General features: G+C 68.1%; 16 protein-coding genes. 5 read left to right on the plus strand and 11 right to left on the minus strand.

The features are described from left to right. The 6 genes from fliG to ACIQTU_RS11985 all read right to left on the minus strand — a co-directional run bounded on the left by fliG (nt 1) and on the right by ACIQTU_RS11985 (nt 5,997). The gene (gene fliG, locus ACIQTU_RS11960) at nt 1-1,035 is read right to left on the minus strand and encodes a flagellar motor switch protein FliG (RefSeq protein ID WP_400547209.1); all 1,035 of its coding nucleotides are present in this window, start codon (nt 1,033-1,035) and stop codon (nt 1-3) included. Further along, nucleotides 1,035-2,672, minus strand: a complete 1,638-nt coding sequence (gene fliF, locus ACIQTU_RS11965) for a flagellar basal-body MS-ring/collar protein FliF (RefSeq protein ID WP_400547211.1) — start codon at nt 2,670-2,672, stop codon at nt 1,035-1,037. Before fliF ends, fliG begins: the two co-directional genes overlap by 1 nt. Before the next feature lie 183 nt (nt 2,673-2,855). Then, the gene (locus ACIQTU_RS11970) at nt 2,856-3,953 is read right to left on the minus strand and encodes a Glu/Leu/Phe/Val dehydrogenase (protein ID WP_400547214.1); all 1,098 of its coding nucleotides are present in this window, start codon (nt 3,951-3,953) and stop codon (nt 2,856-2,858) included. A gap of 91 nt (nt 3,954-4,044) precedes the next feature. Then, complete coding sequence (locus ACIQTU_RS11975; RefSeq protein ID WP_400547217.1) at nt 4,045-5,091, minus strand: alpha/beta fold hydrolase; 1,047 nt, start codon at nt 5,089-5,091, stop codon at nt 4,045-4,047. Beyond that, on the minus strand, nt 5,088-5,693 hold the full coding sequence (locus tag ACIQTU_RS11980; RefSeq protein ID WP_400547220.1) for a uracil-DNA glycosylase family protein: 606 nt from the start codon (nt 5,691-5,693) through the stop codon (nt 5,088-5,090). Before ACIQTU_RS11980 ends, ACIQTU_RS11975 begins: the two co-directional genes overlap by 4 nt. Next, entirely contained in the window at nt 5,677-5,997 is a 321-nt protein-coding gene (locus tag ACIQTU_RS11985) for a DUF3253 domain-containing protein (RefSeq protein WP_292083903.1), read from the minus strand. Before ACIQTU_RS11985 ends, ACIQTU_RS11980 begins: the two co-directional genes overlap by 17 nt. A 47-nt stretch (nt 5,998-6,044) precedes the next feature. Here ACIQTU_RS11985 and ACIQTU_RS11990 point away from each other — a divergent pair, with 47 nt between their 5' ends. Continuing rightward, a complete protein-coding gene (locus tag ACIQTU_RS11990; RefSeq protein WP_300195825.1) occupies nt 6,045-6,482 on the plus strand; it encodes a PaaI family thioesterase in 438 nt (145 codons plus the stop codon). On the opposite strand, the gene ACIQTU_RS11995 is transcribed toward ACIQTU_RS11990, so the two are convergent. From ACIQTU_RS11995 to ACIQTU_RS12005, 3 genes are read right to left on the minus strand one after another with little or no spacing between them, the layout of a single operon-like run. Next, nucleotides 6,466-7,104 carry a YoaK family protein gene (locus tag ACIQTU_RS11995; RefSeq protein ID WP_400547225.1) on the minus strand — a complete coding sequence of 213 codons (639 nt, stop codon included), beginning with the start codon at nt 7,102-7,104 and terminating at the stop codon, nt 6,466-6,468. The two genes, ACIQTU_RS11990 and ACIQTU_RS11995, sit on opposite strands and share 17 nt — an antisense overlap. Before the next feature lie 5 nt (nt 7,105-7,109). After that, a complete protein-coding gene (locus ACIQTU_RS12000) occupies nt 7,110-7,727 on the minus strand; it encodes a glutathione S-transferase family protein (RefSeq protein WP_400547228.1) in 618 nt (205 codons plus the stop codon). A gap of 32 nt (nt 7,728-7,759) precedes the next feature. Next, the gene (locus tag ACIQTU_RS12005) at nt 7,760-9,034 is read right to left on the minus strand and encodes a NupC/NupG family nucleoside CNT transporter (RefSeq protein ID WP_400547231.1); all 1,275 of its coding nucleotides are present in this window, start codon (nt 9,032-9,034) and stop codon (nt 7,760-7,762) included. Between the two features lie 186 nt (nt 9,035-9,220). On the opposite strand from ACIQTU_RS12005, the gene ACIQTU_RS12010 reads away from it, so the two are divergent. Next, on the plus strand, nt 9,221-10,132 hold the full coding sequence (locus ACIQTU_RS12010; protein WP_400547234.1) for a DUF4349 domain-containing protein: 912 nt from the start codon (nt 9,221-9,223) through the stop codon (nt 10,130-10,132). 40 nt (nt 10,133-10,172) lie between these two features. Here ACIQTU_RS12010 and ACIQTU_RS12015 read toward each other — a convergent pair whose 3' ends face one another. Next, nucleotides 10,173-11,051, minus strand: a complete 879-nt coding sequence (locus ACIQTU_RS12015; RefSeq protein ID WP_400547237.1) for a branched-chain amino acid aminotransferase — start codon at nt 11,049-11,051, stop codon at nt 10,173-10,175. An 89-nt stretch (nt 11,052-11,140) separates the two neighbouring features. On the opposite strand from ACIQTU_RS12015, the gene ACIQTU_RS12020 reads away from it, so the two are divergent. The 3 genes from ACIQTU_RS12020 (at nt 11,141) to ACIQTU_RS12030 (ending at nt 13,796) form a co-directional block, all read left to right on the plus strand. Beyond that, on the plus strand, nt 11,141-11,872 hold the full coding sequence (locus ACIQTU_RS12020; protein ID WP_400547240.1) for a response regulator: 732 nt from the start codon (nt 11,141-11,143) through the stop codon (nt 11,870-11,872). Between the two features lie 7 nt (nt 11,873-11,879). Beyond that, complete coding sequence (locus tag ACIQTU_RS12025) at nt 11,880-13,223, plus strand: ATP-binding protein (protein ID WP_400547243.1); 1,344 nt, start codon at nt 11,880-11,882, stop codon at nt 13,221-13,223. Between the two features lie 81 nt (nt 13,224-13,304). Next, the gene (locus ACIQTU_RS12030) at nt 13,305-13,796 is read left to right on the plus strand and encodes a hypothetical protein (protein WP_400547245.1); all 492 of its coding nucleotides are present in this window, start codon (nt 13,305-13,307) and stop codon (nt 13,794-13,796) included. 3 nt (nt 13,797-13,799) lie between these two features. Here the strand turns inward: ACIQTU_RS12030 and ACIQTU_RS12035 are convergent, their stop codons facing one another. Then, complete coding sequence (locus ACIQTU_RS12035) at nt 13,800-14,591, minus strand: pyrroline-5-carboxylate reductase family protein (protein ID WP_400547248.1); 792 nt, start codon at nt 14,589-14,591, stop codon at nt 13,800-13,802. Between the last annotated feature and the right edge of the window lie 12 nt (nt 14,592-14,603).

Raw genomic sequence — 14,603 nt, forward strand, 5'->3', positions numbered from 1 at the left:
TCAGTAGATCAACTCATCGTCGCTGCCCTGGCCGGCCAGCATGATGTCGCCGCGCGCGGCCAGGTCCTTGGCCACCTGGACCATGGTCATCTGGGCGGCGTCGACGTCCTTGAGGCGCACCGGCCCCATCGACTCCATGTCCTCGCGCATGATCTTCGAGGCGCGCTCGGACATGTTGGAGAAGAACATTTCGCGCAGGGAATCCGAGGCGCCCTTCAGCGCCAGACCGAGTTGGTCCTTCTCGACCGCGCGCAGCAGGGTCTGCACGCCGCCGGGGTCCAGCTTGGACAGGTCCTCGAAGACGAACATCAGCGAGCGGATGCGCTCGGCGGAGTCGCGGCTGCGTTCCTCCAGGGCGCCGATAAAGCGGGCCTCGGTCTGGCGGTCGAAGCTGTTGAAGATGTCGGCCATCAGTTCATGGCTGTCGCGCTTGGAGGTGCGGGCCAGGTTGGACATGAACTCGGTGCGCAGGGTCTGCTCGATCTTGTCGAGGATGTCGCGCTGCACCGGCTCCATGCGCAGCATCCGCTGGACACACTCCAGGGCGAAGTCCTCCGGCAGGGCCGTCAGCACGCGCGACGCGTGGTCAGGGCGCACCTTGGACAGGACCACGGCCACCGTCTGCGGGTACTCGTTCTTCAGATAGTTGGCGAGGACGGCTTCGTTCACATTGCCGAGCTTGTCCCACATGGTGCGCCCGGCGGGACCGCGGATTTCCTCCATCAGGGCGTCGACGCGGTCGCCCGGCATGAAGGAGGCCAGAAGCCGCTGGGTCTGCTCGTAGCTGCCCATCAGGGCGCCGGCGCCGCCGATGCCCGAGACGAACTCGACCAGGACTTCCTCGACCACGGAGGCCGCCACGGTGCCGAGGCTGGCCATGGCCTGGGAGACCTCCTTGATCTCTTCCTCGTCGAGTTGCTGCCACAGGATGGTGTGCTCTTCGCCCAGCGACAGCAGGACGACGGCCGCCTTCTCAGGCCCCGTCAGCTTGCGGATGTCGTCGACCGGCCCCTTCTTGCTCACGAGACGGGTCATTAGCTTTCATGCACCCAGGAGCGGAGGATGGCGGTGGATTCCTCGGGGTGGGAATCGACGAAGTCGGCGACCTTCTTGATCGAGGAGGCCTTCACCTGGCCCTCGATGCGGGCGATGTCGAGACGCTGATCCATGTCCGAGGGACCGGCCAGCATCTGCGGCTGACCCGGCAGGGTTCCGCCGACGATCTGGGCGTCCAGCGGCGTCACCGGGATGCCGTTGGAGCCGACCAGGGCCGGCGCGCCGGCGCCGCCCGAGGCCGTCTTGAGCAGCGGCCGCACGACGAAGAAGATCAGCAGCAGGCCGGTGATCAGCAGGACCAGCAGTTCGACGCCGCGCATGATGTCGTTCTTGTCGAAGTTGAACATCGACGAGCCTTCGTCCGCACCCGGCGCCGCCGAGGGCTCGCGGTTGAAGCGGACGTTGACCACCTCGATCTTGTCGCCGCGCGTCTCGTCGATGCCGACGGCGGCGGCGACCAGGGTCTTGATCTGCTGCACTTCCTCGGCGGTGCGCGGAGCGTAGGTCGGCTGGCCCTTGCCGTCGGCGGCGGGGGTGTACTTGCCGTCCACGGCGACCGAGACCGACAGCTTCTTGACCTCGCCCGGCTCCTTGACCGTCGTCGTGGTGGTGTTGGAGATCTCGTAGTTGGTCGTCTCGGTGTTTTCCGAATTGGTCGAGCCGATCGGCGTGGTGTTCGGGGCCTGGCCGCCGGGGATGTTGTTGGTGGCGGTGACGCCGCCGTCGGCCTGGCCCGTCGTGTCCTGCGACTGCGAGCCATTGGTCGAGGTCGAGCGCACGACCTGGCCGTCGGGATCGAACTTCTGTTCCTGGGTGGTCGAGCGGCTGTGGTCGATATCGGCCGTGACCTGGACGCGGGCCGCGCCGGCGCCGACGACACCCTCGACGATGTCCTTGATGCGGGTCTGCAGCTGGGACTCGGTCGTGGCCTTGGCGGCCTCGGCGTTGGCCGAGGTGAAGCCGGTGTCTTCCGAGCCCGCCGCCAGGGTGCGGTTGGACTGGTCGGTCACCGTCACCTTGTCCGGCTTCAGGTTCGGCACCGAGGAGGCGACCACGTTGCGGATGGCGCGCACCTGATCGGCGCTGAGGTCGCGACCGCCGACGCCCACGACCACGGCGGCGGTCGGGTCGGTGGCGGCGGCCTGGAACATCTCGCGGCGCGGCATGGTGATGTGGACACGGGCCGAGGTGATGCCGCGCATCGACATGATGGTGCGCGACAGTTCGCCCTGCAGGGCGCGCTGCTCGTTCAGGTTCTGCTGGAACTCGGTCTGGCCCAGCACCGACTGGTTGTCGAAGATTTCGTAGCCGACGCTGCCCGAGGTCACGAGCCCCTTGCCCGCCAGCATCAGGCGCGCCGTGCCGACCTCGTCGCGGCTGACGAAGATGGTCGAGCCGTCGCCCTTGGAGCTGTACTTGATGCCCGCTTGATCCAGGGCGGCGCTGATCTCGGAGGCTTCGCGCAGGTCGAGGTTGGAATAGAGCAGCGCGTCGGGCGCCTGGCCCACACGCAGCATGACGGCGACCAGCACCGCGGCCACGCCGGCGGCGACGCCGAGCACCGCGGCCAAACGGCCGATACCGAACTTCTGCAACGCCGCCGTGAAGCCGCCCACGCGTCCCCGCCCATCCACTGGCGGGACGAACTGGCCCCGCTAGGCAGAAACTGCCGCCTGGATGGTAAACGCCGCGTTAAGATGCGTTAAAGATTGAGGGAATCCCGCCGCCCCTCCCCGGACAAGCAGAAGGCGGCGCGCCTTTCGACGCGCCGCCTTCCCTGAGTTTCAACCGATGAAAACTTAAGCCGCCTTCAGCAGCTCGGCCTTCTGGTCCGCCGCCGCCTTGATGCGGGCTTCGGCGATGGCGTCGGCGATCAGGTGGGTCGGCTTGTTTTCGACCACCGAGCGCTCGAGGATTTCCTCGAAGGTCTCCATCAGGCGCGACAGCTTGCCTTCGACCCACGAGGCGTCATAGGCGCCGCCCGACTGGCGAGCGTTCATTTCCGAGGCGACGTTGATAATGCCGCCGCCGTTGACGACGTAGTCGGGCGCATACAGCACGCCGCGACGGAACAACTCGTCGCCGATGTCGGCGGTGGCCAACTGGTTGTTGGCGGCGCCGCAGACGGCCTTGACCTTGAGGCGGTCCAGGGTCTGCAGGTTCAGCGTCGCGCCCAGGGCGCAGGGAGCGTAGATGTCGGCGGCGACGTCATAGATGGCGTCGGGGGCGACGATCTCGGCGCCGGTCTTGGCGGCGACGGCGTCCAGGTTGGCCTGGTTGACGTCGGTGATGATCAGCTTGGCGCCGGCCTTGTGCAGCTTCTCGGCCAGATAGGCGCCGACGTGGCCCACGCCCTGGATGGCGACGGTCAGGCCGGTCATGTCGTTCTGGTTGAACAGGCGACGGGCCACGACCAGGTTCGAGCGGAACACGCCCTCGGCGGTGACGGGGCTCGGGTCGCCCGAGGCTTCCGGACCGTCCTTCAGGCCCAGGACGTATTCGGTGACCTTGCGGGCTTCGGCGATGTCCTCGACCGAGGTGCCGACGTCTTCGGCGGCGTAGTAGTTGCCGCCCAGGCAGTTCAGGAAGCGACCGAAGGCGCGGAACAGCTCCGGCGACTTCTGGGTGCGGCTGTCGCCGATGATGACCGACTTGCCGCCGCCCATTTCCAGGTCGGCGACCGCGTTCTTGTAGCTCATGCCCTTGGACAGACGCAGCACGTCTTCCAGCGCCTCGGCAGCGGTGGCGTAGTTCCACATGCGGGTGCCGCCGACGGCGGGGCCGCGTGCGGTGGAGTGAACGGCGACGATGGCCTTCAGGCCGGTTTTCTCGTCATGGAAGGCGTGGACGCCTTCATGGTTCGCGAAAGAAGGGGAATCAAACAGCGTCTTGCCCATGACAGGCCTTTCCTGGGGTATTTTTTATTGCGCGAGGAGATACGCCGCGCCCGCCTAAACGGCAAGCATGACGGTTTCGCGTCAGGAAAGTTCAGCGGGCTTTCGGATCGGCCCTGAGCGCGGGCAGCACCGGAACAGCCCCCGACGGCAGGGGCGCGGTGGCGTCGCGCAGCCAGGCCTCGACGTCGCGATAGATGACCTCGCCCTGCAGGTCGCGGTTCAGGATGTGCCAGCCGTCCGGGTAATAGGCTGTGCGCAGGTTGGGTCGCTCACCCGCGCGCTCCAGCGCCAGCCGCATCGGCCCCTTGCGCACGATCTGATCGTGGGCGCCGTAGAGCAGCAGGGTCGGCTTCTCGACCGCGCCGAGACGCAGGGACGCCGCCTCCATCAGATCGACGAGGCCATGCATGGAATCGAACCGGGTGGAGAGGATGCTGAGCGGATCGCGGCCGTTGCGGATCAGTTCCAGCGTATTGTCCGAGGCGCGAATGTTGCGAACGGCGAAGGCGGGCGGCTCCACCGTCTTGTTGCCCATCAGGCGGGCGGCGGCCCAGAGGCCTGCGCGATTGAACGGGCTCTGGCTGGACCAGCCCCAGACTCCTGGGGCCAGCAGGACCACGCGATCCGCGTCGGGCGGCGCCTCGCCTCCGAAGGCGGCGATGGTCGATGAGCCGCCCATGCTTTCGCCCGCCACCACAATCATCGCATTGGGACGCTCGGCCCGGACGAGGGCGACAATGGTGCGCAGGTCGGCGCTGGTCAGGCTTTCGGGCGCGAACTCGCCGCGATGGGGCGACAGACCGAAGCCGCGCTGGTCATAGGCCCAGGTCTCGATCCCGCGCGTGGCCCACCACGGTCCGGCCAGGCGGAAGGAGGCGTAGTGGTCGTTGAACCCATGCAGGGCGACGATGACGGCCCAGGGCTGCTCGCCGTTTTCGGGGCTCCAGCGCAGATAGGGCAGCCGTGCGCCGTCCTGCACCACGAAGGCGCCGCGATCCAGCGCGCCGGCCTCGATACGCGGGCCGGTGAAGCCACTGGGAGGGGCCTGCGGTCCTTGAAGATGCGGCGTGGCGCAGGCGGACAGGGCGAGGGAAAGGGCCAGAAGGCCTGCTGTCAGTCCGCTACGCCAAAGGGTCACGCCAAGATCTCCGCCGTTCTCTGGCGAAGGTAGGGCAGAACCTCGGCTTCGAACCACGGATTTTTCTTCAGCCAGGCCGTATTGCGCCAGGACGGGTGCGGCAGGGGCAGGATGGCGGGGGCGTAGTCGCGCCAGGCGCGGACCGTCTCGGTCATCTTGGACTTGGCCCGATCGCCCAGCGCCCATTCCTGGGCGTAGCCGCCGACCAGCAGGGTCAGCTCGACCTTGGGCAGTTCGGCCAGAAGGCGTGGCCGCCACAGCTCGGCGCAGCGGCGCGGCGGCGGATAGTCCCCGCCTTTCGGATCGGTGCCGGGAAAACAGAAGGCCTGGGCAGCGACGCCGAGGCGCGGGTCGCCGTAGAAGGTCGCCTCGTCCACGCCCAGCCAGTCGCGCAGACGGTCGCCTGAGGGGTCGGTGAAGGGCAGACCGCTCTCATGCACCCGCCGCCCCGGCGCCTGCCCGCAAATCAGCAGGCGGGTTTCGGGCGCGACCATGACCACCGGGCGCGGCGTGTGGGGCAACTGCCCCAGGCACGCCCGGCAGGCGCGGATGTCGGCCAGGACTGCGTCCAGGCCGGTATCCGGTTCAGTCGAAATCGTCATCCGAAGCTTCGACCGGCGGCAGGGCCGCCAGGGCCGCAGCCGTCTCGGCCTCGGTCGGCAGGCGCAGACGGATCACGCCCTTGAAGGCGTTCGGATCGACCGCCTTGCCCTTCTTGGTGATGGTCAGTTTGCCCTGACGCATCAGGCCCAGGGCCGTGGCGCGGACCTTGGGCAGCATGCGCTGCCACTGCTCGGGCTGCAGCTCTTTGGCCACGTCCGAGGGTTCTATGCTCTTGCCGCCGACATTCTTGGGGTCAGCCTTGGCCAGTTTTTCGAAAATGGCCGCTTCGATAGGATCGCTCATTGCGCCTATATGCTGCACTGCAGGACCGGAAAGAAGGCGAAACCGACATGGTTGAGAAAATCACAGTCACCGAAGGCGAGTTCGCCGGCTGGACGACCTATGAAATCTCCAACACCACCTTCGACTCCACCGTCGGCCCCTTCTACCGCAAGCCCGACCCCGACGGGTCGATGCGCTGCGCCTTCCGGGCCGAGCAGAAGCACATGAATTTCGGCGGCCGGATGCACGGCGGCTGCCTGATGACCTTCGCCGACATCGCCATGTTCCAGATCGCCTATCAGGAGATGGAGGGGGCCTCGGGCGTGACGGTGCAGCTGGATTCCACCTTCATCGACGGCGCCTATGTGGGCGAACTGATCGAGGCGACCGGACAGGTGACCAAGGCAGGCAAGAGCCTGATCTTCGTGCGCGGTCAGATCAATACCGGCGACCGGCTGCTGATGACCTTCTCGGGCGTGATCCGGAAGTTCACGCCTCGGGACTGACGCGAGCGAAGACGGCCAGGGCGGCCGCCAGCGCCGCCGCCGGCCACAGGGCGTTCAGCCCCAGCGCGCCATAGCTGAAGGCGCCGACCACCGCCCCGCCGAACAGGCCGGCCCACAACAGCAGATAGGGGGCGAAGGCCGTGCGGCGTCCGCCGCGCACGGCGCCGGCCAGGGCCTGGCCCAGCTTGACCAGGGCCCCGGTCATATAGGTCAGGCCGACCCCGACCTCGCCGTCACGCAGGAAGACGGCGTTCTCGACCGCCATGGCCAGCACCATCAGGGCCACGGTCAGGGGTGCCTGCCCCGCCAGGGCGGCCAGCGCCGCCCCCGTCAGCAGCACCGCCTCCAGCGCCAGAACGCGGCTGCGCGACCGCATCCCCTCGCCGCCCGCGACCAGCGCCCCCAGAGCCGCGCCCAGGACGAACAGGATCAGGATGGCCGCGGCCACGCCCACGGTGCGCCAGTCGCCCATCGACACCCCGACCGCCATCCGGGTCGAGTTGCCGCTCATGAAGGAGACGAACAGGCCGCCCAGTTGCAGAAAGCCGACGCTGTCGACATAGCCGGCCAGGGCCGCCAGCAGCACCGCCATGCCCCGCTCGGACGGGGCCAGGGTCCGCACGGAGGCTAGACCCCGGCTTTCGCCGCCGGACGGGCGCGGCAGGCCTCGAGCCAGCGGGCCAGATGGGTGAACTCTTCTGGCGGGCGGTATTTGACCAGACGGGCGAAGTCGAGACCGACCGCCGCGACGATGTCGGCGATGGTGAAGCGGTCGGCGGCGATGAACGCGTGCTCGGCCAGATGGCGGTCCAGCATCTTCATGAACTTCTCGGCGCCGACGCGGCTGTATTCCGCCACCTGCGGCTGAGGGGCTTCCAGCGCGGCCAGGACCGGGTGGCTGAAGCGCACGTTCAGCATCATCGGATTGGCCAGATAAATCTCGCAGCGGCGGGTCCACATCTCGATCAGCGCCTGCTCCTTGGCGTCATGACCGAACAGGTTCGGCTCGGGATACAGCGCCTCCAGGTAGCGGCAGATGGCGATGGATTCAGAGATGCAGGTCCCGTCGTCCAGCTCCAGCGCCGGGACGTGCGGCACGCCCACCCTGGCCCGGTAGTCCGCCGTGCGGTGCTGGCCCGACAGCAGGTCGATCTCGACGAAGTCGACGTTCTCGACGCCCTTCTCGGCCATGACCCAGCGGACCCGGCGCGGATTGGGCGCGCGATAGGAGGTGTAGAGCTTCATCGGAATATCCCCCTCAGTCTGTAGTGGACGCGCTACTGGCCGAACACCGAGGCCGGCATGGCCCCGACGATGCAGGCCGTCATCAGGGTGGCCAGGAAGCCCGCAAACAGGGCCTTCCACACCAGACCCAGAACCTCTTCGCGGCGCTCGGGCATCAGCACCGACAGGCCGGTGACGGTGATGCCCACCGAGCCGATGTTGGCGAAGCCGCACAGGGCGTAGGTCATCAGCATCCGGGTGCGCTCGCTCATCTCGCCGTCGGGCACCCCGCCCAGTTTGATGAAGGCGACGAACTCGGTCAGGGTCAGCTTGACGCCCAGCAGCCAGCCGGCCTTCTGCGCATCGGCCCATTCCACCCCGATCAGCCAGGCAACAGGCGAGAAGAGCACGCCCAGGATGCGCTCGACGCTCAAGGCCTCGCCACCGATCCAGAAGGCGCCCAGCATGACGTTGGCCAGGGCCACCAGGGCCACGAAGACGATCAGCACGGCCGAGATGTTCAGCACCACCATCAGGCCGTCCGACGTGCCCTTGACGATGGCGTCGATAGCGCTGTCGTATTTCAGCGCCGAGTTGTAGTCGGCGACCGCCCCGCCCTCGCCCGGCTTCTCGGGGATGATGACACGGGCCAGCAGGACGCCCGCCGGGGCCGAGACGATGGAGGCGACCAGGACGTGGCCCGCCGCATTGGTCAGGACCGGCGCCAGGATGGTGGCGTAGGCCACCATGGTCGAACCGGCGACGGTGGCCAGACCGACCACCATCATCAGATACAGTTCCGACCGGGTCAGCTTGTCCAGATAGGCGCGGATGACGATGGGGCTCTCGATCATGCCGAGGAAGACGTTGGCCGCCACCGCCAGCGCCGAAGCGCCGCCCAGCCCCATGGTCCGCTGGAACAGGAAGCCGAAGCCCAGGGTGATCCACTTCAGGATCTTCCAGTGCCACAGCAGAGCCGACAGGGCCGAGATCACCAGGATCAGCGGCAGCACCTTGAAGGCGAAGGTGAAGAGGGCTCCCTCGTTGGCCACGGCATAGGGCTGATCCCCGCCCGCCAGATAGCCGAAGACGAACTTGGTCCCCTCCTCGGTGGCCAGTTCCAGCCCCTTCACCGCATTGTTGATGCCGTCCAGCACCACCTGCGAGCCGGGAATGGCGAAGGTCGCCAGGATCAGGGCCGCCTGCACCAGCACCGCCCCGATGGCCAGACGCCAGGGGAAGAGCTTGCGGTTCTCGGACATCGCCCAGCAGACGGCGATAATGACGACCAAGCCAAACAGGCTCTGCAGGTTCAGAAGGCTGAACATGGAAAAGGCGGCTCCGCGACCGGCCGACGGCCAGCGGCCGCCTTTAAAATCTGCTTGAACGCTACCGCGCGCCTGCTGGTCAAGAGCGCATGCGGCGTCCTGCCGCGCCAAAGCCTCGCCGCAGCCCAAACTTCGCCGTTATACGAGCTGTCAATCACCGTTACGTCATCAACGGGGAGAGGTCGTATGCGCAAGGAACTGATCTGGGCGGCGGCGGCGAGCGCCCTGCTCGCGGGATGCCAGGACGCATCGCGTCAGCACCTCGAAGAGTCTGTGGACATGGCCATGATGGAACCGGCGCCGCCCGCCAACGCCGCGTCCGCGCCAGGCAGCGTCGCAACCCCGGTCGTCGCGCCCAGCATCGCCTATGCCTACCGTTTCGGGCTGGAGCTTCCGGCCGACGCCGTGCCGACCGTGATGGGACGGCACGAACAGGCCTGCATCGCCGCCGGGCCGTCGGCCTGTCAGGTGATCGGCTCCAACTCCAGCCGCGTGGGTCGTGATTCCGTCGAGGCCAGCCTGGAGATGCGGGCCACGCCCGCCTACGTCGCCCGTTTCCGGGCGGCGCTGGACGGCGAGGCCAGAGGTGCGGGCGGGCGCGTGGCCCAGCAGGCCGTCGAGAGCGAGGACCTGACACGGCAACTGGTCGACACCGAGGCGCGGATGCGGGCGTCGGAGACCCTGCGCGACCGGCTGCAGCAGCTTCTGGCCACCCGCAGCGGCACGCTGGAACAACTGCTGCAGGTCGAACGTGAACTGGCGCGGGTGCAGGGCGAACTGGACGCGACGCGCTCGACCTTGGCGGTCATGCGGACGCGGGTGCAGACCTCGAGGCTGGACGTAAGCTATAGCGCGGCGGGGCAGTTGGCGCCCGACAGCGCCCTGCGCCCCGTGACCGATGCCCTGAGTCAAGCGGCCTATCTGTTCATGTCGACGCTGGGCGCGCTGATCATGCTGCTGGCCGGGGCCCTGCCCCTGCTGCTGGTGATCGCACCGCTGGCGTGGCTGGGGTGGCGCTGGCGTCAGAAACGCGCGGCCCAGCGCCGGGCCGCCGAGGCGGCGCGCAAGAAAAAGGCGGAGGGTGCCCCCTCCGCCTGATCGCGCTTGTCTTTTCCGCCCCATAAGATGGGGAGGTGGATCAGAGCTGGCCGCGGACCAGCTTGCCGTAGTCGTCCATCAGGGTCAGCGACAGTTCGCCCGGCGTGAAGCGGTAGTCGCCGATCTCGCTGACCGGGGTGACCTCGGCGGCCGAGCCGGTGAGGAAGCACTCCGAGAAGTTCGACAGTTCTTCCGGCAGGATGTCGCGTATCACGACCTCGATGCCCTTGGCCTGGGCCATCTCGATCACGGTCTGACGGGTGATGCCGTCCAGGATGTGGTCGACGCGCGGGGTGTGCAGGGCGCCGTTCTGGACGAAGAAGACGTTGGCGCCGGTGGCTTCGGCGACATAGCCGCGCCAGTCCAGCATCATGGCGTCGGCGAAGCCGCGCTTCTCGGCCGCCGTCTTGGACATGGTGCAGATCATGTAGAGGCCGCCGGCCTTGGCCGTCGAGGGGGCGGTGGCGGGGTCGGGGCGGCGCCACTTGGCCCACTCCAGACGGATGCCCTTCTTCTTGACCTCGGGGTCGAAATAGCTGGGCCATTCCCAGGCGGCGATGGCCAGGTGGACCTTGCTGTTCAGCGAGGAGACGCTGAGCTGTTCGGCGCCCAGATAGGCCACAGGACGGATGTAGCAGTCCGTCATGCCGTTCTTTTCACAGGTTTCCTTGCAGGCGGCGTCGATCTCGGCCACGCTGTAGGGAATGTCGAAGTCCAGCAGCTCGGCCGAGCGCTTCAGCCGTTGGCTGTGCGCCGTCAGCTTGAAGATTTCGCCGCCGTACATACGCTCACCCTCGAAGACCGACGAGCCGTAGTGGAGGCCATGGGTCAGAACGTGCGTTTTTGCGTCCCGCCAGGGCACGAATGCGCCGTCAAACCAGATCCAGCCGTCACGATCGTCGAAAGGAACGAAGGCCATTGAATAACGTCTCCCGGGGATGTGGTCCGGTTACACTCTTCTCTCCCGCCGCCGTCAACGCCTTTGCGTTCGGCAGGATCGCCTAAGACATGACTGATACGCGCTCGAACGGCCGCTCCGGCCCCATCGCTGCTCCCGGCGCCGGCCGCCATCTGCTGGTCGTCGACGACGACGACAGAATCCGCGAACTGCTCAAAGAGTTCCTGACGCGCGAGGGCTATCGCGTCACCGGCGCCGCCCACGCGGGCGCGGCGCGGAGACTGGTCGAACTGATCGAATTCGACCTGATCGTGCTGGACGTCATGATGCCGGGCGAGAGCGGCTTCGACCTGACCAGCTGGATCCGCAGCCAGGCCTCTCTGTCCAAGACCCCGGTGTTGCTGCTGACCGCCAAGGGCGACCCGAACGATCGCATCGAGGGCCTGTCGCGCGGTGCGGACGACTATATGTCCAAGCCCTTCGACCCCCGCGAACTGGCGCTGCGGATCGAGGCCATCCTGCGCCGCACCGGCGGCAAGCCGATGACGCCCCGCGAGATCCACATGGGACCGGCGGTGTTCGACATGGAGCGGCTTGAGCTGACCCGCGACGGCGAACTGCAGCGCCTGACCGAGGCCGAGGCGCAACTGCTGAAAACCCTGGCCATTCACGCCCACTCGCCGGTCGAGCGCATGAACCTGTCGCCCGACACCGCCGACATCACCGGCCGCGCCGTGGACGTGCAGGTGACGCGCCTGCGCCGCAAGCTGGAGGCCGACCCCAAGAACCCGCGCTACCTCCAGACCGTGCGCGGCGTTGGCTACATGCTGGCCCCGGACTGATCCGCCGATGCGGGTTCTGCCCTTCAACGTCTGGGCGCGGATGATCAAGCGCCGCCTGCCGACCTCGCTATGGGGCCGGTCGCTGCTGATCATCGTCCTGCCCGTTCTGATCATGCAGGGGGCCGTGACCTGGGCCTTCTTCGACGCCCACTGGCAGGCCGTGACCGCGCGCCTGTCCGAGGGTCTGGCCGGAGACGTGGCCTGGGCCGCCGAGAGCTATCGCGACCAGCCGACGCCGCAGAACCTGACCGTCATCGCCGACCGGGCCGAGCGGTCGATGCAGCTTTCCATCGCCTTCCAGGAGGGCGCGGTCCTGCCCAAGGAACAGCGGCGCGGCGCCATCGGCGTGGTCGACCGCACGCTGGAAAAAGCTCTGGCCTCGCGGCTGGATCAGCCCTTCTGGTACGACACCACCCGCTATCCGGCCTATGTCGACATCCGGGTGCAGGAGCCCGGCGGCGTGCTGCGCGTCATCGCCCCGCGCGAACGGGCCGTGGCGACCCAGGCCCATATCTTCGTTCTGTGGCTGATGGTGGCGACCATCCTGCTGTTGGGGGTGGCGGTGCTGTTCATCCGCAATCAAGTGCGGGCCATCGAACGTCTGGCCGACGCCGCCGAGGCCTTCGGCCGAGGCGAGACCGTGCCGCGCTTCAAGCCGCACGGCGCACGCGAGGTGCGGGCCGCCGCCAGCGCCTTCCTCGACATGCGCGCCCGCATCCAGCGCCATATCGAGCAGCGTACGGCCCTGCTGGCCTCGGTCAGCCACGACCTGCGCACCCCCCTGACCCGACTGCGGCTGGAACTGGCCTTGGCCCCGCCGTTCAAGCGCGCCGAGGCGATGAAGGGCGATCTGGACGAGATGGAGCACATGATCGACGAGTACCTGGCCTTCGCTCGCGGCGAGGCGGGTGAGGCGATCCAGGCGGTGTCGGTCCCTGAAATGCTGCGCCGCGCCGCCGAGGACGCCCGTCGCGCCGGCGCCGAGGTCACGGTGGAGACGCCCGACGAACTGGACGCCCAGTTGCGCCCCCTCGCCTTCCGTCGCGCACTGAACAACCTGGCCGGCAACGCCGCCGTCCACGGCGAGCACGTGCGACTGTCGGCGCGCCCCCTGCCCTCGGGCGGTCTGGAGATCGCCGTCGAGGACGACGGGCCGGGCATCCCGGAGGATATGCACGAAGAAGCGTTCCGACCCTTCTCCAGGCTGGACGCCTCGCGCAACCAGAACAGCAAGGGCGTCGGCCTGGGCCTGGCCATCGCCCGCGACGTGGCGCGCGGCCATGGCGGCGACATCACCCTGAGCCGCAGCGACCTGGGCGGACTGAAGGCCTCGATCCGCCTGCCGGGGTGATCGGTCGCACCCCCTAGCGTCGCCGTGGGAACGGGGCCATGTTGCACCCGTTCCAGGGGGGCCTGGATCAGGAGTACCATCATGCGTCACTTTGCTTTTCTGGCGCCGCTTGCCGCCGCAACGGCCCTGGCCGGCGCCGTCGCCGCCCAACCCTCCGCCGTCGTCGTCAGTATCAGCCCCGACTTCGCCAAGACCGCCAAGGAACTGGGCGAGCGCGAGGTCCAGCAACAGGCCGACGACCTGGGCCGCACCGTCGAACGCGTGCTGACCCAGCGCAACGCCCTGGACGGCGCGCGGGTGGAACTGGTCATCACCGACCTGAAGCCCAACCGTCCGACCATACAGCAGACCGTCGACAAGCCCGGTCTCGACATGATGCGCAGCCTATCGATCGGCGGCGCGGCCATCGAAGGCACGGTGACGACCGCCTCGGGCGAGGTCCATCCAGTCAAGTACGACTACTACTCGACCAATCTGGCCGACGTACGCGGCTACAGCACCTGGCAGGACGCGAGCACCGCTTTCGACCGGCTGGCGCGAAACCTGGCCGAAGGCCGCTACATCGTCCGATAAGGGTCAGCCGCTGAGTTCGGTCGACTTGGCCACAGCCGCCTGAACGGCGCTCTCGACCGCCCGGTCGAGGGCGCCGTCTGCGTTCAGGGCCACCAGACCAGCCTGGGTCACGCCGCCGGGCGAGGCCACGCGGTCGATCAGGGCGTCCAGCGCCTCGGTTCCTTCCACGCCCGCCGCCGCGGAGCGCAGGGTGGCGCGCGCCAGCCTCACGGCGGCATCTGGCGCCAAGCCTTCCTCGACCCCGGCCTGGGCCAGGGCGCGGGTGAAGGCGAAATAATAGGCGGGGCCGCAGCCGGACACGGCGGTCGCGGCGTGCATGGCGGCTTCCTCATCCAGATGGACGGTCTCGGCGATAGGGGCGAACAGGGCCTCGCCCGCGGCGCGTGCGGCGGCGTCCGCGGCCCAGATGGTGGCCACCCCCTGGGCCTGGGCCACGCCGGTCGTCGGCATGATGCGCACGACCGAACGGCCGTCAAAGCCCTCGGAAATGGTTTCGCCCCTCACCCCGGCCATGACCGAGACGATGACGGCGTCGGAGGCCAGATGCGGCAGAACCGGACGCGAGGCCTCGAACCACTTGGCGGGCTTCACGCCGATGACGAAGGCGCGGGCGTCCTTCAGCGCTTCCAGCGGCGGGTTGATCCGCGCGCCCAGAGCCCGCGCCGCCTCGGCGGCGGGCTTCTCGGACGGGGTCAGGATGATCAGGTCGGCGGCATCGACCGCGCCGGTCTTCAGCCAGCCTTCCAGGATGGCCGAGCCCAGCCGCCCCACGCCTTGAAGGACAACCGGCCCCATCTTCCCGCCTTT

Origin of the sequence: Brevundimonas sp. NPDC090276 (assembly GCF_044772165.1) — a bacterium.
Taxonomy (GTDB): domain Bacteria; phylum Pseudomonadota; class Alphaproteobacteria; order Caulobacterales; family Caulobacteraceae; genus Brevundimonas.